Annotated in this window: 23 protein-coding genes; 14 read left to right on the forward strand and 9 right to left on the reverse strand. The window is 54.7% G+C overall.

Features of this window, described 5'->3' with window-relative positions; all coding sequences use genetic code 11:
• Positions 1-262: 262 nt before the first annotated feature.
• The 4 genes from HMPREF0201_RS00820 (at position 263) to HMPREF0201_RS00835 (ending at position 3,334) form a co-directional block, all read left to right on the forward strand.
• On the forward strand, positions 263-739 hold the full coding sequence (locus HMPREF0201_RS00820) for an FxsA family protein (RefSeq protein WP_016517539.1): 477 nt from the start codon (positions 263-265) through the stop codon (positions 737-739).
• Between the two features lie 134 nt (positions 740-873).
• Complete coding sequence (locus tag HMPREF0201_RS00825) at positions 874-1,167, forward strand: co-chaperone GroES (RefSeq protein WP_008453772.1); 294 nt, start codon at positions 874-876, stop codon at positions 1,165-1,167.
• 40 nt (positions 1,168-1,207) lie between these two features.
• Positions 1,208-2,851: a chaperonin GroEL gene (gene groL / locus HMPREF0201_RS00830; RefSeq protein ID WP_016517540.1), complete on the forward strand. Its 1,644-nt coding sequence runs from the start codon at positions 1,208-1,210 to the stop codon at positions 2,849-2,851.
• Positions 2,852-2,962: 111 nt separating this feature from the next.
• Entirely contained in the window at positions 2,963-3,334 is a 372-nt protein-coding gene (locus HMPREF0201_RS00835; protein ID WP_262360750.1) for a DUF4156 domain-containing protein, read from the forward strand.
• Positions 3,335-3,374: 40 nt separating this feature from the next.
• Here HMPREF0201_RS00835 and epmB read toward each other — a convergent pair whose 3' ends face one another.
• Complete coding sequence (gene epmB, locus HMPREF0201_RS00840) at positions 3,375-4,403, reverse strand: EF-P beta-lysylation protein EpmB (RefSeq protein WP_016517542.1); 1,029 nt, start codon at positions 4,401-4,403, stop codon at positions 3,375-3,377.
• A 41-nt stretch (positions 4,404-4,444) separates the two neighbouring features.
• Between epmB and efp the strand changes: the two genes are divergently transcribed.
• The 3 genes from efp to ecnB all read left to right on the forward strand — a co-directional run bounded on the left by efp (position 4,445) and on the right by ecnB (position 5,456).
• Positions 4,445-5,011, forward strand: a complete 567-nt coding sequence (gene efp / locus HMPREF0201_RS00845; RefSeq protein WP_016517543.1) for an elongation factor P — start codon at positions 4,445-4,447, stop codon at positions 5,009-5,011.
• A 62-nt stretch (positions 5,012-5,073) separates the two neighbouring features.
• Positions 5,074-5,208, forward strand: a complete 135-nt coding sequence (locus HMPREF0201_RS00850; protein ID WP_016517544.1) for an entericidin A/B family lipoprotein — start codon at positions 5,074-5,076, stop codon at positions 5,206-5,208.
• Between the two features lie 101 nt (positions 5,209-5,309).
• Entirely contained in the window at positions 5,310-5,456 is a 147-nt protein-coding gene (gene ecnB / locus HMPREF0201_RS00855; protein WP_016517545.1) for a lipoprotein toxin entericidin B, read from the forward strand.
• A gap of 31 nt (positions 5,457-5,487) precedes the next feature.
• On the opposite strand, the gene HMPREF0201_RS00860 is transcribed toward ecnB, so the two are convergent.
• The gene (locus tag HMPREF0201_RS00860; RefSeq protein ID WP_016517546.1) at positions 5,488-6,096 is read right to left on the reverse strand and encodes a response regulator transcription factor; all 609 of its coding nucleotides are present in this window, start codon (positions 6,094-6,096) and stop codon (positions 5,488-5,490) included.
• Between the two features lie 288 nt (positions 6,097-6,384).
• Between HMPREF0201_RS00860 and sugE the strand changes: the two genes are divergently transcribed.
• Positions 6,385-6,702, forward strand: coding sequence for a quaternary ammonium compound efflux SMR transporter SugE (gene sugE, locus HMPREF0201_RS00865; RefSeq protein ID WP_016517547.1), 318 nt, complete (start codon positions 6,385-6,387; stop codon positions 6,700-6,702).
• On the opposite strand, the gene HMPREF0201_RS00870 is transcribed toward sugE, so the two are convergent.
• Together HMPREF0201_RS00870 and ampC are read right to left on the reverse strand one after the other, a co-directional pair.
• The gene (locus HMPREF0201_RS00870) at positions 6,699-7,232 is read right to left on the reverse strand and encodes a lipocalin family protein (RefSeq protein WP_016517548.1); all 534 of its coding nucleotides are present in this window, start codon (positions 7,230-7,232) and stop codon (positions 6,699-6,701) included. The genes sugE and HMPREF0201_RS00870 overlap by 4 nt on opposite strands.
• A 107-nt stretch (positions 7,233-7,339) precedes the next feature.
• Positions 7,340-8,491: a CMY2/MIR/ACT/EC family class C beta-lactamase gene (gene ampC / locus HMPREF0201_RS00875; RefSeq protein WP_083478391.1), complete on the reverse strand. Its 1,152-nt coding sequence runs from the start codon at positions 8,489-8,491 to the stop codon at positions 7,340-7,342.
• Positions 8,492-8,619: 128 nt separating this feature from the next.
• Between ampC and ampR the strand changes: the two genes are divergently transcribed.
• Positions 8,620-9,495: a LysR family transcriptional regulator AmpR gene (ampR, locus tag HMPREF0201_RS00880; RefSeq protein ID WP_016517550.1), complete on the forward strand. Its 876-nt coding sequence runs from the start codon at positions 8,620-8,622 to the stop codon at positions 9,493-9,495.
• Between the two features lie 41 nt (positions 9,496-9,536).
• Here ampR and frdD read toward each other — a convergent pair whose 3' ends face one another.
• The 4 genes from frdD to frdA are packed head-to-tail and all read right to left on the reverse strand — an operon-like array spanning position 9,537 to position 12,830.
• A complete protein-coding gene (frdD, locus tag HMPREF0201_RS00885) occupies positions 9,537-9,896 on the reverse strand; it encodes a fumarate reductase subunit FrdD (RefSeq protein WP_016517551.1) in 360 nt (119 codons plus the stop codon).
• 10 nt (positions 9,897-9,906) lie between these two features.
• Positions 9,907-10,302: a fumarate reductase subunit FrdC gene (gene frdC / locus HMPREF0201_RS00890; RefSeq protein WP_039897829.1), complete on the reverse strand. Its 396-nt coding sequence runs from the start codon at positions 10,300-10,302 to the stop codon at positions 9,907-9,909.
• 10 nt (positions 10,303-10,312) lie between these two features.
• Entirely contained in the window at positions 10,313-11,047 is a 735-nt protein-coding gene (locus HMPREF0201_RS00895) for a succinate dehydrogenase/fumarate reductase iron-sulfur subunit (RefSeq protein ID WP_016517553.1), read from the reverse strand.
• The gene (gene frdA / locus HMPREF0201_RS00900; RefSeq protein WP_039897830.1) at positions 11,040-12,830 is read right to left on the reverse strand and encodes a fumarate reductase (quinol) flavoprotein subunit; all 1,791 of its coding nucleotides are present in this window, start codon (positions 12,828-12,830) and stop codon (positions 11,040-11,042) included. The genes HMPREF0201_RS00895 and frdA overlap by 8 nt, the downstream gene beginning before the upstream one ends.
• Positions 12,831-13,213: 383 nt before the next feature.
• On the opposite strand from frdA, the gene epmA reads away from it, so the two are divergent.
• The 3 genes from epmA to HMPREF0201_RS00915 all read left to right on the forward strand — a co-directional run bounded on the left by epmA (position 13,214) and on the right by HMPREF0201_RS00915 (position 15,485).
• A complete protein-coding gene (gene epmA, locus HMPREF0201_RS00905) occupies positions 13,214-14,191 on the forward strand; it encodes an elongation factor P--(R)-beta-lysine ligase (protein ID WP_039897831.1) in 978 nt (325 codons plus the stop codon).
• A 68-nt stretch (positions 14,192-14,259) separates the two neighbouring features.
• Positions 14,260-14,790, forward strand: coding sequence for a GNAT family N-acetyltransferase (locus HMPREF0201_RS00910; protein WP_016517556.1), 531 nt, complete (start codon positions 14,260-14,262; stop codon positions 14,788-14,790).
• 65 nt (positions 14,791-14,855) lie between these two features.
• Positions 14,856-15,485, forward strand: a complete 630-nt coding sequence (locus HMPREF0201_RS00915) for a LysE family translocator (RefSeq protein ID WP_016517557.1) — start codon at positions 14,856-14,858, stop codon at positions 15,483-15,485.
• A 59-nt stretch (positions 15,486-15,544) separates the two neighbouring features.
• Here the strand turns inward: HMPREF0201_RS00915 and yjgA are convergent, their stop codons facing one another.
• Entirely contained in the window at positions 15,545-16,099 is a 555-nt protein-coding gene (yjgA, locus tag HMPREF0201_RS00920; RefSeq protein ID WP_016517558.1) for a ribosome biogenesis factor YjgA, read from the reverse strand.
• A gap of 100 nt (positions 16,100-16,199) precedes the next feature.
• Here yjgA and pmbA point away from each other — a divergent pair, with 100 nt between their 5' ends.
• Positions 16,200-17,552 (forward strand): metalloprotease PmbA, encoded by a 1,353-nt coding sequence (pmbA, locus tag HMPREF0201_RS00925; protein ID WP_039899078.1) that lies wholly within the window; start codon positions 16,200-16,202, stop codon positions 17,550-17,552.
• A 58-nt stretch (positions 17,553-17,610) separates the two neighbouring features.
• Positions 17,611-17,997, forward strand: coding sequence for a cytochrome b562 (cybC, locus tag HMPREF0201_RS00930; protein WP_016517560.1), 387 nt, complete (start codon positions 17,611-17,613; stop codon positions 17,995-17,997).
• Positions 17,998-18,006 lie beyond the last annotated feature (9 nt).

The following is an 18,006-nucleotide window of genomic DNA, read 5'->3' on the forward strand; positions in this document are numbered from 1 at the left end:
ATGATTATGTCCATATTCGGCCGCGTTTTCGTGATCATATGCTGATGATAGCGAAAAGCAGTAACCTGGATCACTTATTAAAAGCCGCGTTGCATAACAATTATTAATATGTGATATAGGTCAACAGTTGAAAATTTCCAGAAAAATTTCACCGCTCAAGCATTGATCTTTTCCGCTCTCGTCGCCATTTCACCTCTACGCGTGATTGCTAACCCATTTTTGCGAGGCCACTTCAGGACTCGCCCGATTACAGGAGCGTACGGTGCGCTGGATCCCGTTTATCGCCATTTTCCTTTATGTGTACATCGAGATTTCGCTGTTCATACAGGTGGCACATGTTATGGGGGTCTTTATGACCCTGATTCTGGTTATCTTCACTTCGGTGATTGGCCTGTCGCTGGTGCGTAACCAGGGCTTTAAAAACCTGATGCTGATGCAGCAGAAGATGGCGGCGGGCGAAAGTCCGGCGGCCGAGATGATTAAAAGCGTTTCGCTGATCATCGCCGGTATCCTGCTGCTGCTGCCGGGTTTCTTTACCGACTTCCTCGGCCTGCTGCTGTTGCTGCCGCCGGTGCAAAAGCACCTGACGCTGAAATTGATGCCGCATTTACGTTTTTCCCGTATGCCGGGCGGCGGCTTTAGCGCCGGTAGCGAAGGGGGTAACACTTTCGACGGCGAGTTTCAGCGTAAAGACGACGGACCAAAGCGTCTCGATGACCAGCATCGCGACGATCGTTAAATTTTAGTTTTTTTTGTTTTCCCCCCTTGAAGGGGGGAGAGCCCATCCCCATTTCTCAGGTCACCAGCCGATAACCCGTTTGGGCCGGCGTTACCTAAATATCTGATACTGACTTTCTCAAAGGAGAGCTATCAATGAGCATTCGTCCATTACATGATCGTGTCATCGTCAAGCGTAAAGAAGTTGAGTCCAAATCTGCGGGCGGCATCGTTCTGACTGGCTCAGCAGCAGGCAAATCAACTCGTGGCGAGATCATCGCTGTCGGTAAAGGCCGCATCCTGGAAAACGGTAGCGTGCAGCCGCTGGACGTTAAAGTAGGTGACATCGTTATCTTCAACGATGGCTACGGCGTGAAGTCCGAGAAAATCGACAACGAAGAAGTGCTGATCATGTCCGAAAGCGACATCCTGGCAATTGTTGAAGCGTAATTTGACGCACGAACCTGAACGAATTTGAGGAATAGAAGAAATGGCAGCTAAAGACGTAAAATTCGGTAACGACGCTCGTGTAAAAATGCTGCGTGGCGTTAACGTACTGGCAGATGCAGTGAAAGTTACCCTCGGTCCTAAAGGCCGTAACGTGGTTCTGGATAAATCTTTCGGTGCACCGACCATCACCAAAGATGGTGTTTCCGTAGCGCGTGAAATCGAGCTGGAAGACAAGTTCGAAAACATGGGCGCGCAGATGGTGAAAGAAGTTGCCTCTAAAGCGAACGACGCTGCAGGCGACGGTACCACCACCGCAACCGTACTGGCTCAGGCTATCATCACCGAAGGTCTGAAAGCCGTTGCTGCTGGCATGAACCCAATGGATCTGAAACGCGGCATCGATAAAGCCGTTGTTGCCGCTGTTGAAGAGCTGAAAACGCTGTCCGTTCCGTGCTCCGACTCTAAAGCAATTGCTCAGGTTGGTACTATCTCCGCTAACTCCGACGAAACCGTAGGTAAACTGATCGCTGAAGCGATGGATAAAGTCGGTAAAGAAGGCGTTATCACCGTTGAAGACGGTACTGGCCTGGAAGACGAACTGGACGTAGTTGAAGGTATGCAGTTCGACCGCGGCTACCTGTCTCCTTACTTCATCAACAAGCCGGAAACCGGTGCTGTTGAGCTGGAAAGCCCGTTCATCCTGCTGGCTGACAAAAAAATCTCCAACATCCGCGAAATGCTGCCGGTGCTGGAAGCCGTTGCTAAAGCAGGCAAACCGCTGCTGATCATCGCTGAAGATGTTGAAGGCGAAGCGCTGGCGACCCTGGTGGTTAACACCATGCGCGGCATCGTGAAAGTGGCTGCGGTTAAAGCGCCTGGCTTCGGCGACCGTCGTAAAGCTATGCTGCAGGACATCGCAACTCTGACCGGCGGTACCGTTATCTCTGAAGAGATCGGTATGGAGCTGGAAAAAGCGACTCTGGAAGATATGGGTCAGGCTAAACGCGTTGTTATCAACAAAGACACCACCACCATCATCGATGGCGTGGGTGAAGAGGCCGCTATTCAGGGCCGCGTTGGTCAGATTCGTAAGCAAATCGAAGAAGCAACCTCTGATTACGACCGTGAAAAACTGCAGGAGCGCGTAGCGAAACTGGCAGGCGGCGTTGCGGTAATCAAAGTCGGTGCTGCTACCGAAGTTGAAATGAAAGAGAAAAAAGCACGCGTTGACGATGCCCTGCACGCGACTCGTGCTGCGGTAGAAGAAGGCGTGGTTGCCGGTGGTGGTGTTGCGCTGATTCGCGTAGCGTCTAAACTGAGCGCGCTGCGTGGCCAGAACGAAGATCAGAACGTGGGTATCAAAGTTGCGCTGCGCGCAATGGAAGCACCTCTGCGTCAGATCGTTCTGAACTGCGGCGAAGAGCCTTCTGTAGTGGCTAACACCGTGAAAGCGGGCGACGGCAACTATGGCTACAATGCTGCAACTGAAGAATACGGCAACATGATCGACATGGGTATTCTGGATCCAACCAAAGTAACCCGTTCTGCTCTGCAGTACGCGGCTTCCGTTGCGGGTCTGATGATCACCACCGAATGCATGGTTACCGACCTGCCTAAAGGCGACGCGCCTGATTTAGGTGCTGCTGGTATGGGCGGCATGGGTGGCATGGGCGGCATGATGTAATTCGCCTTAGCACCTTGTGTTAAAGAAACCCTCAGTCAGAAATGTCTGAGGGTTTTTTCTTTTGTCCACAGTCTGGTATAAGGTCTTACCGGGCGATAACGGCTCAATACCTTGATTACGGGGAATAACATGCGCATGAAAGTCTCATCAGGAGTGGTTGTGGCAGCGCTGCTGCTGGCAGGATGTAGCACGGGCAACTCGCTGACAGCCAGCGGCCAGAGCGTTCGTTTCGTGGAAGATAAGCCGGGGAGCGAATGCCGTCTGTTAGGCACGGCGACCGGCGAGCAGAGCAACTGGCTGTCCGGCCAGCACGGCGATGAAGGCGGCTCTATGCGCGGCGCGGCGAATGCACTGCGTAATAATGCGGCCGAGATGGGCGGTAACGTTCTGTACGGCGTGAGCAGCCCGAGCCAGACGCTGCTTTCAAGCTTTGCCCCGACCGCCAGCAAAATGACCGGCCAGGTTTATAAATGCCCGAACTGATTTAGCCTGTACCCTCTCCTTCGGGAGAGGGTAGCTTGCCTCACTTTTGCCGCAGCTGTAAATCCAGCGGCGTCTTGCTCGGCTCTCCGCCAATCTCTCTTGCCAGTTTCGGCACCATATAACCAGACACCAGCGTCAGCAGCTCGCGCATAATCGCCCGTGCTTCTTCGTCTTCCACCATGAAATGCGCCGCCCCCTGTACTTTGTCGAGTACGTGCAGGTAATAGGGCATCACGCCCGCATCAAACAGCGCATTGCTCAGGTCGGCCAGAGTCCGGGCATTATCGTTCACGCCGCGCAGTAATACGCTTTGGTTGAGCAGCGTCACGCCAGCCTGGCGCAGTTTTGCCATCCCGCTGCGGAACTCGTCGCCAAGCTCTTGCGCATGGTTGATGTGGTTTACCAGCAGAATTTGTAAGGTGGAACGGGCAAATCTTTCTGCCAGGGCATCGGTAATGCGGGCCGGAATGACAATCGGCAATCGGCTGTGAATGCGCAGACGCTTGATGTGTGGAATGGCCTCCAGTTCGTTGATAAGCCAGTCCAGTTCGCTATCTTTTGCCATCAGCGGATCGCCGCCGGAGAAGATGATTTCATCCAGTTCCGGGTGTTCGCTGATATAGCCCATCGCCGTTTGCCAGTTGCGCTTATTGCCCTGGTTGTCGGCATACGGGAAATGGCGGCGGAAGCAGTAGCGGCAGTTAACGGCGCAGCCGCCTTTAACCAGCAGCAGGGCACGGTTGCGGTACTTATGCAGCAGGCCTGGCACTACGCTATGCTGCTCTTCCAGCGGGTCGGTAGTGAAGCCTGGCGCGGCAACGAACTCCTGCTTTGCGGTCAATACCTGGCGCAGTAAAGGATCGTTCGGGTTGCCTTTTTCCATGCGCGCGACGAATGCACGCGGCACACGCAGCGCGAAAAGTCGCCTTGCTTCGCGCCCGGCAAGCAGTTCTTCATCGTCCGCTACATTTAAAATGTGCAGCAGTTCATCAGGATCGGTTATAACATCGGCAAGTTGCGTTAACCAATCTTCTCTGTGAGGGGGATTTAGGGTTACAATGTGTGCCATTTTTTTGGCTAAGCTACCAGTTAACAATTTCAGAGGGCCTTATGGCGACTTATTCTAGCAACGATTTCCGTGCCGGTCTTAAAATCATGATGGATGGCGAACCGTACGCGGTTGAAGCCAGCGAATTCGTAAAACCGGGCAAAGGCCAGGCATTCGCGCGCGTTAAGCTGCGTCGTCTGCTGACCGGTACCCGCGTTGAGAAAACCTTCAAGTCTACCGACTCTGCTGAAGGCGCTGACGTTGTCGATATGAACCTGACTTACCTGTACAACGACGGTGAGTTCTATCACTTCATGAACAACCAGACCTTTGAGCAGCTGGCCGCGGACGAAAAAGCCGTTGGCGAAAATGCTAAATGGCTGCTGGACCAGGCCGAGTGCATCGTGACCCTGTGGAACGGCCAGCCTATTTCCGTGACTCCGCCAAACTTCGTGGAGCTGGAAATCATTGAAACTGATCCAGGCCTGAAAGGCGATACCGCAGGTACCGGCGGTAAACCAGCTACCCTGAGCACCGGCGCTGTAGTTAAAGTTCCGTTGTTCGTACAGATCGGCGAAGTCATCAAAGTTGACACCCGCTCTGGTGAATACGTTTCTCGCGTGAAGTAATTCGCGAAGGTTCGCGGCGCGGTGCATTCAGGCTCGCGCCGCCGCTTTGTGAGGCAGGGAAGATGAACCGTTTACTGAAACAAATGCTTTTTCTCTCACTGTTAGCCACTGCGCTGTCGGGCTGTCATACGACCCGTGGATTCGGCGAAGACTTGCAGCATCTCGGCGGCGCTATCGAGCGCGCGGCCAACAAATAATTTCCTCTGTTCCGAAAACGCTTCACTTTTCCTTCATCGCTCCGTTTTTTGTCTATGCTTAACAAGCTATACACAAACAACATTGGTAAAAGGAAAAGCTCATGATTAAGAAAACCATTGCTGCGTTTTTCTCTCTCGTCGTTCTTTCATCCTTGTTGACCGCCTGCAATACCACGCGCGGCGTAGGTGAGGATATCCAAAGCGGCGGACATGCAATTTCTGGAGCAGCAACTAAAGCCCAGCAATAACGATTTGCGGTACGGTAATATAACCGTGCCGCTATTCTAAAACGGCCTCAGGAATATTCAGGAATAGCGCCAGTCGATTATCCGCGCCCAGTTTTAAACGAATATTACGCTTGTAGGTGTAAACTGTTTTTATACTTATATCCATTACCCGCGCGATATATTCATTATTCGCCTCTTCCTTCCAGAGTTTTAATATTCTCTCTTCGCGTAAAGTCAGTAGCGGAGTTATATGACGTTTTGTTTCACGAAACGGCGGTCGTTGTGCAATGGTCTGCTGAATAATTGCGGTTAAGTCCGGTAAAGATAGCGACTTATCCCAAATGTCATGGCTGCCCTGGGTTGCGCAGTATTCGGCAATCAGGGAGTGCTGGCCGCTTTGCAGCAGAAGAAGGCGGGTGGTGTCGCCGCAGGCGGAGTAAATGGTCGAAAGTTGCTGGATATTATGTAATGAGGTTGAAAAGCTATTAAAGTCGGCAATAACCATATTGGGCTGCCATTTTATAATTTTCTCCCGGGCGAGAAGTAAATTGTCTGTCTCTGAAATACTCACTGCCGTAGCCAGATTATTTTTCTGATTGAGCAAGTGCGTCAGTCCCTGACGGCTGAAGTAACACCTATCAACCAACAATATTTTATACATTTTCACGTTTCACGTTAATCATTACTACGGCGTTTGCAGGCTGGCAAACCACGTTTAATCATATGTACAAAAGTAGTCAAATGAATCAGGGAAATACGAGCTAATTCGCGGTCAATTCCAGGCTTAGCAAGGCCTGTCGATTGAAACGATTATTTCATTGTGGGGCGTGTAGGCGCGGTTTTCCAGAGCACTAAAGCGGTGCTAAGATAGTGTTCTCACCTAAGCCTTGCGGGACGACCCGCAAGCGCATCTTACAGCGGGGACGGCCCCATTTTTACTGGAGCTGTTATGGCCTGGATTATTCTTTTCATTGCCGGATTACTGGAAGTTGTTTGGGCAGTAGGGCTTAAATATACCCACGGTTTTAGCCGCCTGTGGCCAAGCGTTATCACGATTATTGCTATGGTGGTTAGCATGGCGCTGCTCTCCTGGGCGATGAAGACGTTGCCCACCGGCACGGCCTACGCGGTATGGACCGGTATTGGTGCCGTTGGGGCCGCGATTACCGGTATCTTGCTGCTCGGAGAGTCGGCTAACCCGGCACGCCTGATTAGCCTGGCTCTGATCGTATTGGGCATTATTGGGCTGAAACTTTCCACTCATTAAGAGCCGGGTTGTTTCACCCAGATGAGTTTATCCACCGCGAATCCCTGCCGGGTGGCGGCGGCTAGCATTTGCTGTTTAATCTCGTTGCTAATGGTTGGCGTGCGGGAAAGTATCCACAGATAGTTGAGATCCGGCCCGCAGACCAGCGCATGGCGATAATCTTTATCCAGCGCAATCACGTTGTAGCCGCCATAGAAGGGGCCAAAGAACGAAACCTTCAGCGCGGCTACGCTCGGGTCTCCGGTAAAGTAAGCTTTGCCCTCGCTTTGCTGCCACATCTGCCTGTCGGGGTTGAAGCCGCGGTTAATCACGCGCAGGCCGCCGTCATCCATAAAGCTATAAGTTGCCGTAACCTGATTCAGGCCGCTTTCAAAACTATGATCCAGCCTGGCAATTTCGTACCAGGTGCCGATAAAGCGTTTTGCTTCGAAGTTTTTAACCACCGTGACGCTGGCGGGAGGGGTTGGGGCGCTACAGGAGACAACGAAAAATGCAACCGCAAGCGCGGTGACAGCGGGCCAAATGCGCATAGCAGATTCCTTCCAGGGTTTTTAGCTAAGTGTAGATGGCGGCAGGGAAAAAAGTGTGAGCGAAGCCGGAAATAATACGGCCCGTGGTGAACAGGCCGTGAAGGAGGTTATTGCAGCGCTTCAAGAATAGCGTAGGCGGCTTTTACCCGCTCAGGATTCGGGTAGCTTTTGTTCGCCAGCATCACGATGCCCAACTGCTTTTCAGGAATAAAGGCCACATAGCTACCGAAGCCGCCGGTTGAGCCGGTTTTGTGTACCCAGGATGCCTTCACTACCGGGGCCGGTGGGTTAATAGCCACCGCGGTCTGCGGGGCAAGGGCGACTTTATTATCGCTGCCGTCGATAACCACTTTGCCCTTCAGCGGCCAGTTCAGCATTTCCCAGCCCAGACCCTGATACATGCTGCCAATCCGCCAGTAGCGAGACTGTGCAAGCTTGATCCCTTGTTGCAGATTTTTCTGTTCAACCCGCTCCGGCGCCATATTCGCCTGCACCCAGTGCGCCATATCTTCGATACTGGACTTAACGCCGTAGGCTTCTGCATCCAGCATACCCGGTGAAACACGTACTGCTTTGTCGTTGCGGTAGCCCCAGGCGTAATGGCTCTCTTCAGTGGGAGGAACGGTTATCCAGGTATGGGTCAGCTTTAATGGCTCCAGTACTCGCGTTGTCATCGCCTGCTCGAAGCCCATTCCTGAAGGCTTAACCATCAGCGCCCCAAACAGCCCAATGCTGGCGTTGGCATAGAGCCTTTTGCTGCCTGGTGCCCACTGCGGCTGCCACGACTGGTAAAAGTTGAGCAGCGAGGCGCTGTCGGTAACTTCATCAGGCACCTGTAGCGGCAAGCCACCTGCTGTATAGGTTGCCAGCTGTAATAGCGTTATTCCTTTCCACTGGCTGCCGGTTAGCTCTGGCCAATATTTTTGTGCCGGATCGCTCAGGCTTATCTCGCCGCGAGCCAGCGTATCCCCGCCCAGCACGCCGGTAAATGTTTTACTGACCGAACCAAGTTCGAACAGCGTTTGCCGGGTTACCGGCTCGTTATGCTGCACGTCGGCTTTGCCCCAGGTGAAATACAGCGGGTAGCCTTTATAGATAACGGCGACTGCCATGCCCGGGATCGCCTGCTCTTTCAGCAGCGGCGAAATCGTGCGATTAACGATTTTTTCGATCTGCTGCGCGGTGAGCTGCTTTGGCGCGGCAAAAGTAGAGCATGGGGCGGCGAGCAGCAGCGTCAGGCAGAGGGATTTTTTCATGATTGATAACCTTCCATAGAGAGATGATAGCTGTCCGGGCCCATCAGACGAGGCAAGTTTGTTGGATTTGACTCTGGATGACAAACGATTAAATTTGGCATTAGCCTTAAGATTTTCTAACGGAAAAAGCCATGACACGCAGCTATATTCCCCTTAACTCGCTACGCGCCTTCGAAGCCGCCGCCAGGCATCTAAGTTTTACTAATGCCGCTATCGAGCTAAACGTCACCCATTCGGCGATTAGCCAGCAGGTGAAATCCCTTGAAGAGCATCTGCACTGCCAGCTTTTTGTTCGTGTTTCCCGCGGCTTAATGCTCACTACGGAAGGGGAGAACCTGTTACCTGTGCTAAACGACTCGTTCGACCGCATAGCGGGAATGCTGGACCGTTTTTCCGGCGCTCAGGCGAGGGAGAAACTGAAGGTAGGCGTTGTGGGGACGTTTGCTACGGGTTTTTTGTTGCCGAGGCTCGAGCATTTTCGCAGGCGTTATCCGCATATCGATTTACAACTCTCGACCCACAACAACCGGGTTGACCCGGCGGCAGAAGGGCTGGATTACACGGTGCGGTTCGGCAGCGGAGCCTGGCATGGCACCGAAGCTACATTCCTGTGCGATGCCCCGCTGGCTCCTCTGTGCTCTGCCGCGCTGGCATCAGAGCTAAAAAAGCCTTCGGATGTCCTGAAGTTCACCCTGCTGCGTTCCTATCGGCGCGACGAGTGGGCCGCCTGGCTGCACGCCGCGGGTGAACAGCCGCCCTCGCCAACGCATCTGGTGATGGTATTTGACTCCTCCGTGACGATGCTGGAGGCCGCGCAGGCGGGTGCCGGGGTCGCCATCGCCCCGGTGAATATGTTTACTCACTTGCTGAACAGCGAGCGAATTGTCTGCCCCTTTGACACCCGTATAAGCCTGGGAAGTTATTGGTTAACGAGGCTGCAATCCCGGGTGGAAACCCCGGCTATGCTGGATTTTTCGAGCTGGCTTGCCGGGCAATGTGCAAACTAAAAAGGCCTGCACGGTGGCAGGCCTTGTCGTGTACTGAGCGGTTAAAGCGTCAGCAAACCGATGACGGTTACCACGGTTAAAATAGCGGCAAGCCCATAGAACACCCATTTCCCGGCCGGAACGTGGATTTTCAGGTCGTGCATCGCGTGGTGAATGCGGTGCAGGCCACACCACAGCGGCAGGACTATCATCAGCAGCAGGAACAGGCGGCCAATCCAGCTGTGGGAGAAGGCATACACGCGTTCAAAGCTCAGGGCATCGCCTGGGAACAGGCCAAGCGGCAGCATGATGCCGACCAGCAGCACGATAACCGGGGCGAAAATCGCGCCCCACATCCCGCCTGCGCCAAACAGACCCCAGAATACCGGCTCGTCGGAGCGTTTTGGATTTTGATTGATCACGACATCCTCCTTACCAGAACAGTGCCACAAGCAGCACAACGATAGTCACCAACGCGGTGACGGCCCACAGCCCTTTAATCACCGGCTCTGGCCCCATTTTTTCATCCTTAACGATGATGTTAGCGGCCTTAGGGGCCAGCTCAAACCAGGTTTTGGTATGCAGCAAGGCGGCGGCCAGGGTGATGAGGTTGAGAATAATCACTATCGGGTTTTGCAGAAAACCAACAAAACCAGCCCAGCTTTCCGCGCCGTGCTTCAGGGCGAAAATCCCGTAAATCAGCACGATGCTGAACCAAACGGTGGGAACCGAGGTGCCTTCCCTCAGCATATAGAAACGGTAGAAGCCAAGCTGCCGCCACCACGTCGGTGCCATGGGGCGAACATAAGGCTTACGTTTAGTCGTCATGGTGCACTCCTTAGCGTGGTTTCAGGGTGGCAATCAAAAAGTCTTTCGAACTTTCGACTTTGCCCTGCTGGATGGCGGCTGCCGGGTCAACGTGTTTCGGACACACTTCGGAGCAGAAGCCCACGAAGGTGCAGCTCCACACGCCGTTCGGCCCGTTAAGCTGCGGCATACGCTGCTTCTTGCCGTGGTCACGGCTGTCCAGGTTGTAACGATGGGCGAGGGTAATCGCCGCCGGGCCAATAAACTCAGGGTTGAGGCCAAACTGTGGGCAGGCGGCATAACACAGCCCGCAGTTGATGCAGCCGGAGAACTGGTGGTATTTCGCCATTTGGGCAGGCGTTTGCTTGCTCGGCCCCTGCTCCGGCGTACGAGCGTTGCCGATGATGTACGGCTTAATCGCTTCCAGGCTCTCGATGAAGTGGGTCATATCGACCACCAAATCACGCTCAATCGGGAAGTTGGCCAGCGCCTCCACCTTGATGCCGTTGGTGTATTCACGCAGGAAGGTTTTACAGGCAAGCTTCGGCACTTTGTTGACCATCATGCCGCAGGAGCCGCAGATAGCCATGCGGCAGGACCAGCGGTAGCTGAGATCCGGCGCGAGGTTATCTTTGATATAGCCCAGAGCATCCAGCAATGAGGTTTGCTCGTCAAAAGGCACTTCGTAGATTGCGCTATGCGGTTCGCTGTCCGTTTCCGGGTTGTAGCGCACAATCTCAATCTTCAGATTCTGCATCTCAGCCATTTGCCTTCTCCTTTTTGTCGGCGGATTCCGCTTCCGCGCCGTACACGCGTTTTGCCGGAGGCAGCGTTGTAATCTTCACGTCGCTATAGTCGAGGCGCGTGGTGCCGTCGGCGTCGCGGAAGGCCAGCGTATGTTTCAGGAAGTTGACGTCATCACGTTCGGTACAGCCTTCGTCGAGGCGCTGGTGGGCGCCGCGTGACTCTTTACGCGCCAGCGCCGAGTGCGCCATACATTCGGCAACGTTCAGGCCGTGGCCCAGCTCGATGGTGTAAAGCAGGTCGGTGTTGAAGACGCTGGAGGTGTCGGTAATGCGCACGCGCTTGAAGCGCTCCTGGAGTTCGGCCAGCTTATCGACGGTTTTCTGCATCAACTCAGGCGTGCGGTAAATCCCGCAGCCTTCTTCCATAGAAAGCCCCATCTCGTCGCGTATTTTCGACCAGTTTTCATTGCCTTCCTGGTTCACCAACTGCTTCAGGCGCGCTTCAACGTCGGTTGCCTGAGCGTTCAGCGCAGCGTCGTTGGCTGGCTGTGCCTGAGCGGCACGCTCGACGGCTTTTTCACCCGCCAGGCGGCCAAACACCACCAGCTCTGCCAGCGAGTTAGAGCCCAGACGGTTGGCGCCATGCAGGCCGACGGAGGAACATTCGCCTACCGCAAACAGCCCCTTGATGCGGCTTTCACACTGGGCGTCGGTTTCAATGCCGCCCATGGTGTAGTGTGCGGTTGGGCGCACCGGAATCGGTTCTTTAATCGGGTCAACGCCGACATAAGCCTTCGCCAGCTCGCAGATAAACGGCAGGCGCTCGAGCAGTTTTTTCTCGCCGAGATGGCGCAGGTCGAGGTAAACCACGTCCCCGCGTGGGGTGGAGATGGTGTTGCCTTTGCGCCACTCGTGCCAGAAAGCCTGAGATACTTTATCGCGCGGGCCAAGCTCCATATATTTGTTCTTCGGTTCGCCGAGCGGGGTTTCTGGCCCCATGCCGTAATCCTGCAAATAGCGATAGCCGTCTTTATTTACCAGGATACCGCCTTCGCCGCGGCAGCCTTCGGTCATCAGGATGCCGGAGCCCGGCAGCCCGGTTGGGTGATATTGCACAAACTCCATGTCGCGCAGCGGTACGCCGTGGCTGAGCGCCATGCCCATGCCGTCGCCGGTGACGATGCCGCCGTTGGTGTTATAGCGATAAACGCGCCCCGCACCGCCCGTTGCCATGACGACCGCATTGGCGCGGATTTGCACCAGCTCGCCTTCCATCATGTTCATGGCAACCAGGCCGCGAGCCTGGCCGTCATCCACCAGGATGTCGAGGACAAAATGTTCGTCAAAGCGTTGGATTTGTGGGAACTGGAGTGAAGTCTGGAACAGGGTGTGGAGCATGTGGAAGCCGGTTTTATCGGCGGCGAACCAGGTACGTTCTATCTTCATGCCGCCGAAGCGCCGCACGTTGACGCTGCCGTCAGGGCGGCGACTCCACGGGCATCCCCACTGCTCAAGCTGGGTCATCTCGGTTGGGCAGTGGTGGACAAAGTAGTCGACCACGTCCTGCTCACAAAGCCAATCCCCCCCGGCTACGGTGTCGTGGAAGTGGTATTCAAAGCTGTCGTTATCCTGCGCGACGGCGGCGGAACCCCCTTCGGCGGCAACCGTGTGGCTGCGCATTGGGTAGACTTTGGAAATCAGAGCGATTTTTGCCTGTGGGTTGGCCTGGGCTGCCGCAATGGCTGTCCGTAGGCCTGCTCCACCGGCGCCTATAATGGCGAGATCGGCTTGAAAGGTTTGCACGACATTCCTCCAGATTTTAGTGATTCGCAAAGCTACACGACCAATGGGTTGTTCACCGTCGATACGGCGGCGGCTGCGAAAGGGATTTCCCTGCTCCTTTGTAGGTAGATTGAGTATAACCGGAGGGATTTTAGGGAAATTTGATTTGTTCGATTTTTTTGCCGTTCTGTGAGCTGATTAATTACTTCTGTTAATGAATCAGGTCACATAATTGACTTTGAAAATGGTGTAAAAGCGGCAAAAAAACGGCGCGCCGAATCTAAAGGAAAGCCAGCGATTTCCCGGCTGCTCTGCGCCATAAGCAAAATTTTCTGCGCAAAATTTGTCTCCTTTCTGTGATGCGGGTAGACTTCTCGGCCTTGTATAAATACGGAGAATTACCCATGAGCGAAACGGCCACCTGGCAGCCGAGCGCGTCCATCCCCAATCTATTAAAACGCGCCGCCATTATGGCGGAGATCCGGCGCTTCTTTGCCGATCGCGGCGTTCTGGAGGTGGAAACACCCTGCATGAGTCAGGCGACGGTCACCGACATCCATATGGTGCCGTTTGAAACCCGTTTCGTTGGTCCAGGCCACTCTCAGGGCCTCAATCTGTACCTGATGACCAGCCCGGAATACCACATGAAGCGCCTGCTGGCGGCGGGCTGTGGCCCGGTTTTCCAGCTATGCCGCAGTTTCCGTAATGAAGAGATGGGGCGTCATCACAACCCTGAATTCACCATGCTGGAGTGGTATCGCCCGCACTACGATATGTACCGTCTGATGAACGAGGTCGACGACCTGCTACAGCAGGTGCTGGAGTGCGGTGCGGCGGAGAGCCTCTCTTATCAGCAGGCTTTCCAGCGCCATCTGGAAATAGACCCGCTCTCTGCCGACAAAGCGCAGCTGCGCGAAGCTGCGGCGAAGCTCGACCTGAGCAACATTGCCGACCAGGAAGAAGACCGCGACACGCTGCTGCAATTGCTGTTTGCCATGGGCGTTGAGCCGCAGATTGGTAAAGATAAGCCGACTTTCGTTTACCACTTCCCGGCAAGCCAGGCTTCGCTGGCGCAAATCAGCACCGAAGATCACCGCGTGGCCGAGCGCTTTGAGGTTTACTTCAAAGGTCTTGAACTGGCGAATGGTTTCCACGAGCTGACCGACGCGCGTGAACAGCAGCAGCGTTTTGAGCAAGATAACCGCAAACGCGCGGCGCGCGGCCTGCCGCAACAGCCGGTAGATGTTAACCTGCTGGCGGCTTTAGAAGCAGGCATGCCGGACAGTTCCGGCGTGGCGCTGGGCGTTGATCGCCTGATTATGCTGGCGCTGGGGGCAGAAAAACTGGCTGACGTGCTGGCCTTTACGGTCGACCGCGCTTAATCCCCAACTGCGTATCGCGCTGTCGGCGGAGAGTTTCGGCGGCAGCGCAGGCTTTATGGACGATAACTATGCTGACGATAAAAAGGATAACCGACCGCAGTTCACGCTATTTTGATGTCGTGGACGAGCTGTATGAAAGCGCCTTCCCGCGCCATGAAAAACGCCAGCCTGCGGCGAAGGTGAGCGCCCTGGCTAACCCGAATTACAGTCTCCAGGCCTGGTTCGACGGCGAGGAGTTTATCGGCATGATTGGCGCGTGGGACTTCGGCGACTATAGCTATATTGAGCATCTGGCGGTCAACGGCCAGCTGCGCGCCCAGGGCTACGGCAAAAGAATGCTCAGCCAGTTTTTACAGCTTTACCCGCAAACCATTCTTGAAATCGATCCGCTGACGACCGAGGTTGCCTGCAAAAGGCTGCGTTTTTATCAAAGCCTCGGTTTCTGCGAAAACAGTTATCAGCATCACCACCCGACTTATCACCCGGAAATCCCCGATCACGAACTGATCGTGCTGAGCTATCCGCAGAAAATCAGCGAGCCTCAGTATCTGCGATTTTTTGATGATTTATGCCGCGTGGTTATGGCGCGTCGGCCTTAAATTTTCTCTTCGTCCGGCGGCAAGTTTTCGCCGGGCATTGATGTGCTTTCACCAGGATCTTGTTGATGGATATCACCACTCTGTTTTTCTACGTCATTGCCGTCAGTGCGGTAATGGTCACGCCCGGCCCGTCTATGCTGCTGGCTTTAAATAACGGCGCCACCTACGGGATGCGCATCGCAGGCTATGGTTTTCTTGGTGCGGTGCTGGCTGACCTGCTGCTTATTGGCGCTGTCGGCTGCGGGCTTGGCGCGCTGTTACAGGCTTCCGAGCAGCTGTTTGCGGTGGTGAAGTGGGGCGGAGCTCTCTATTTGGTCTATCTGGCCTGCGTGCTGTGGCGCGCCCCGGCTAAAGCTTTAACGGTTAGCGCCTCGGCGGCGGTAGCGACGGGGAAAACGGCGTTTCTGCGCTCGCTGATGGTTGGCCTGTCTAACCCAAAAGGGCTGCTGTTCTTCTCGGCATTTTTACCGCAGTTCATTCGCCCGCAGGAGCCGGTGGCAACCCAGTATCTGATTCTGGCGCTGGTCAGCGCGGTAATCGACTGCATTATGATGACGATTTATGCCTGGGGTGGCCGCCACGCGATGCGTAAATTTTCCGCTAATGTTATGCGCTGGGTAAACCGTAGCTGTGCGGGGATGCTCGCCGTGCTGGCGGTTGGGGTGGCGCTCTATCGCCGCAGTAATTTGACCTGAGAAACGGGCAGGGAAGTTTTGCGCTGGCCCGGCGAAAAGCCTTCGGCCAGCGCTAACTTTTAGCGCTCTTGCTCTTCTGCGAGTTCGCGCAGATAAGAGAAGATCTGACGGTATGACTTAGGCGGCTTATTGGCCGCTTTTTCTTTTTGCGCGTTACGGATAAGCACGCGCAGCTGCTGGCGGTCAGCCTGCGGGTATAGTCTCAGCACTTCGGTCATCGCTTCGTCGCCTTCTTCTACCAGGCGGTCACGTAGCGCTTCCAGCTTGTGGAACAGCGAAACCTGCTGGTTATGGCGGTTTTTCAGCTTGTCGAGCGCCTGACGAATCGGGTCAACATCGCGGGATCGCATCATTTTGCCGATCAGCTGCACCTGGCGTCGGCGGCCTTCTTTTTTAATGCGCTGCGCCAGCTCAATGGCGGCACGTAAATCGTCGTCGAGCGGGATTTTATCGAGGGCGTTTTTACCCAGCTCCATCAGCTCCATACCCAGGCGTTTTAGCTCTTCGGCATCGCGCTTAATTTCGCTTTTACTGACCCAGATAATTTCATCATCTTCGTCTTCATTTTCATTATCGGGCACATCGTCGAGCCAGTCTTCGGGCTGCTTGGTCATATTAGGCTCCTTAAAAAAGTTGACGCGGATATTACCAGCAAAGGGGCTGCACTGCGAAATTGTTCTGATCCTGTTAGACTTGAACGACTCACCTTACATTATGGCAGTCGCGATGAAAGTAAACACGCAAGTAGCACAACAACGTCAGGTTCTGGAGCAGGCGGTTTCACAGGCGCTGGAGCTGGCGAAAGGCAAATCGGACGGCGCAGAAGTCGCGGTCAGCAAAACCACCGGTATCAGCGTCAGCACCCGCTACGGTGAGGTGGAGAACGTCGAATTTAACAGCGATGGTGCGCTGGGCATCACCGTTTATCATCAAAATCGCAAAGGCAGCGCCTCCTCTACCGACCTCAGCCCGGACGCGATTGCCCGCACCGTGCAGGCGGCGCTGGATATCGCTCGCTTTACTTCCCCCGACCCTTATGCGGGCGTGGCGGACAAAGAGCTGCTGGCCTTTGACGCGCCGGACTTAGACTTGTTCCACCCGACAGAAATCGATCCCGACAAGGCCATTGAGCTGGCGGCCAGGGCAGAGCAGGCCTCTCTGAACGTGGATAAACGCATTACCAACACCGAAGGCGGCAGCTTCAATAGCCATTACGGCATTAAAGTGTTCGGCAACAGCCACGGCATGCTGCAAAGCTACTGCTCCACGCGCCACTCGCTCTCCAGCTGCGTGATTGCCGAAGAGAACGGCGATATGGAGCGTGATTATGCCTACACCATTGGCCGTGCGATGGAAGACCTGAAAACGCCTGAATGGGTAGGTGCCGATTGCGCCCGCCGCACGCTTTCTCGCCTTTCCCCGCGCAAGCTGTCGACCATGAAAGCGCCGGTCATTTTTGCCAATGAAGTGGCGACCGGGCTGTTTGGCCACCTGGTTGGCGCGATTGCAGGCGGCTCCGTTTACCGTAAATCCACCTTCCTGCTGGACGCACTCGGCACGCAAATCCTGCCGGAATGGCTGACCATTGAAGAGCATCCGCACTTGCTGAAAGGGCTGGCTTCCACGCCGTTCGACAGCGAAGGCGTCGTGACCTCTCGCCGCGATATCGTTAAAGACGGCGTGCTGCAACAGTGGCTGCTGACCAACTATTCTGCGCGCAAGCTGGGCCTGAAAAGTACCGGCCATGCCGGCGGCATTCATAACTGGCGCATTGCCGGTCAGGGCCTCGGTTTTGAGGAAATGCTGAAAGAAATGGGCACCGGGCTGGTGGTGACCGAGCTGATGGGGCAGGGCGTAAGCGGCATTACCGGGGATTATTCTCGCGGTGCGGCGGGCTTCTGGGTTGAGAACGGCGAAATACAATATCCGGTGAGCGAAATCACCATCGCCGGTAACCTGAAGGACATGTGGCGCAACATTGTTACCGTTGGCAACGATATAGAAACACGTAGCAATATTCAGTGTGGTTCAGTCTTACTTCCGGAGATGAAGATAGCCGGTCAGTAAAGCAATGTGGCGCGTCGTTCCGCGCCCGTTTCTCATATAAAAAAGATAAGGTGAGTAAATGCGTAAGCAACTGATTGCAATGTTAGCAGTATCATCCGTTTTGTTGTCCGGCGCCGCTTTTGCTAAAGACGTTGGCGACGACATGGACATCATCGCGAAGAACTACAAAACCGTGCTTAGCACCAAAGATGCAGCCGAGCTGAAAACCTCGCTGAGCAATATGCGTGAAGCGGCGCTGGACGCGCAAAAAGGCACGCCGCCAAAGCTGGAAAACGAAGCAGCCGACAGCGCCAACATGAAAGAGTACCGCCACGGATTTGATATTCTCGTGGGCCAGATTGACGGCGCTCTGAAGCTGGCAAACGAAGGCAAAGTGCAGGAAGCTCAGGCCGCGGCCGGAGAATTTAAGGCCACTCGCGATACTTACCACAAGAAATTCCGCTAAGTTTTAAAA

The sequence above is a fragment of the Cedecea davisae DSM 4568 genome (assembly GCF_000412335.2).
In the GTDB taxonomy this organism is placed as follows: Bacteria; Pseudomonadota; Gammaproteobacteria; order Enterobacterales; family Enterobacteriaceae; genus Cedecea; species Cedecea davisae.

What these genes read in the sequence shown, in the direction of transcription:
- HMPREF0201_RS00825 (WP_008453772.1), top strand. Translation starts at nt 874, where the DNA reads ATGAGCATTCGTCCATTACATGATCGTGTCATCGTCAAGCGTAAAGAA.
- groL (WP_016517540.1), top strand. Translation starts at nt 1,208, where the DNA reads ATGGCAGCTAAAGACGTAAAATTCGGTAACGACGCTCGTGTAAAAATG.
- epmB (WP_016517542.1), bottom strand. Translation starts at nt 4,403, where the DNA reads ATGGCACACATTGTAACCCTAAATCCCCCTCACAGAGAAGATTGGTTA.
- efp (WP_016517543.1), top strand. Translation starts at nt 4,445, where the DNA reads ATGGCGACTTATTCTAGCAACGATTTCCGTGCCGGTCTTAAAATCATG.
- HMPREF0201_RS00850 (WP_016517544.1), top strand. Translation starts at nt 5,074, where the DNA reads ATGAACCGTTTACTGAAACAAATGCTTTTTCTCTCACTGTTAGCCACT.
- ecnB (WP_016517545.1), top strand. Translation starts at nt 5,310, where the DNA reads ATGATTAAGAAAACCATTGCTGCGTTTTTCTCTCTCGTCGTTCTTTCA.
- HMPREF0201_RS00860 (WP_016517546.1), bottom strand. Translation starts at nt 6,096, where the DNA reads ATGTATAAAATATTGTTGGTTGATAGGTGTTACTTCAGCCGTCAGGGA.
- sugE (WP_016517547.1), top strand. Translation starts at nt 6,385, where the DNA reads ATGGCCTGGATTATTCTTTTCATTGCCGGATTACTGGAAGTTGTTTGG.
- HMPREF0201_RS00870 (WP_016517548.1), bottom strand. Translation starts at nt 7,232, where the DNA reads ATGCGCATTTGGCCCGCTGTCACCGCGCTTGCGGTTGCATTTTTCGTT.
- ampR (WP_016517550.1), top strand. Translation starts at nt 8,620, where the DNA reads ATGACACGCAGCTATATTCCCCTTAACTCGCTACGCGCCTTCGAAGCC.
- frdC (WP_039897829.1), bottom strand. Translation starts at nt 10,302, where the DNA reads ATGACGACTAAACGTAAGCCTTATGTTCGCCCCATGGCACCGACGTGG.
- HMPREF0201_RS00895 (WP_016517553.1), bottom strand. Translation starts at nt 11,047, where the DNA reads ATGGCTGAGATGCAGAATCTGAAGATTGAGATTGTGCGCTACAACCCG.
- epmA (WP_039897831.1), top strand. Translation starts at nt 13,214, where the DNA reads ATGAGCGAAACGGCCACCTGGCAGCCGAGCGCGTCCATCCCCAATCTA.
- HMPREF0201_RS00910 (WP_016517556.1), top strand. Translation starts at nt 14,260, where the DNA reads ATGCTGACGATAAAAAGGATAACCGACCGCAGTTCACGCTATTTTGAT.
- HMPREF0201_RS00915 (WP_016517557.1), top strand. Translation starts at nt 14,856, where the DNA reads ATGGATATCACCACTCTGTTTTTCTACGTCATTGCCGTCAGTGCGGTA.
- yjgA (WP_016517558.1), bottom strand. Translation starts at nt 16,099, where the DNA reads ATGACCAAGCAGCCCGAAGACTGGCTCGACGATGTGCCCGATAATGAA.
- pmbA (WP_039899078.1), top strand. Translation starts at nt 16,200, where the DNA reads ATGGCAGTCGCGATGAAAGTAAACACGCAAGTAGCACAACAACGTCAG.
- cybC (WP_016517560.1), top strand. Translation starts at nt 17,611, where the DNA reads ATGCGTAAGCAACTGATTGCAATGTTAGCAGTATCATCCGTTTTGTTG.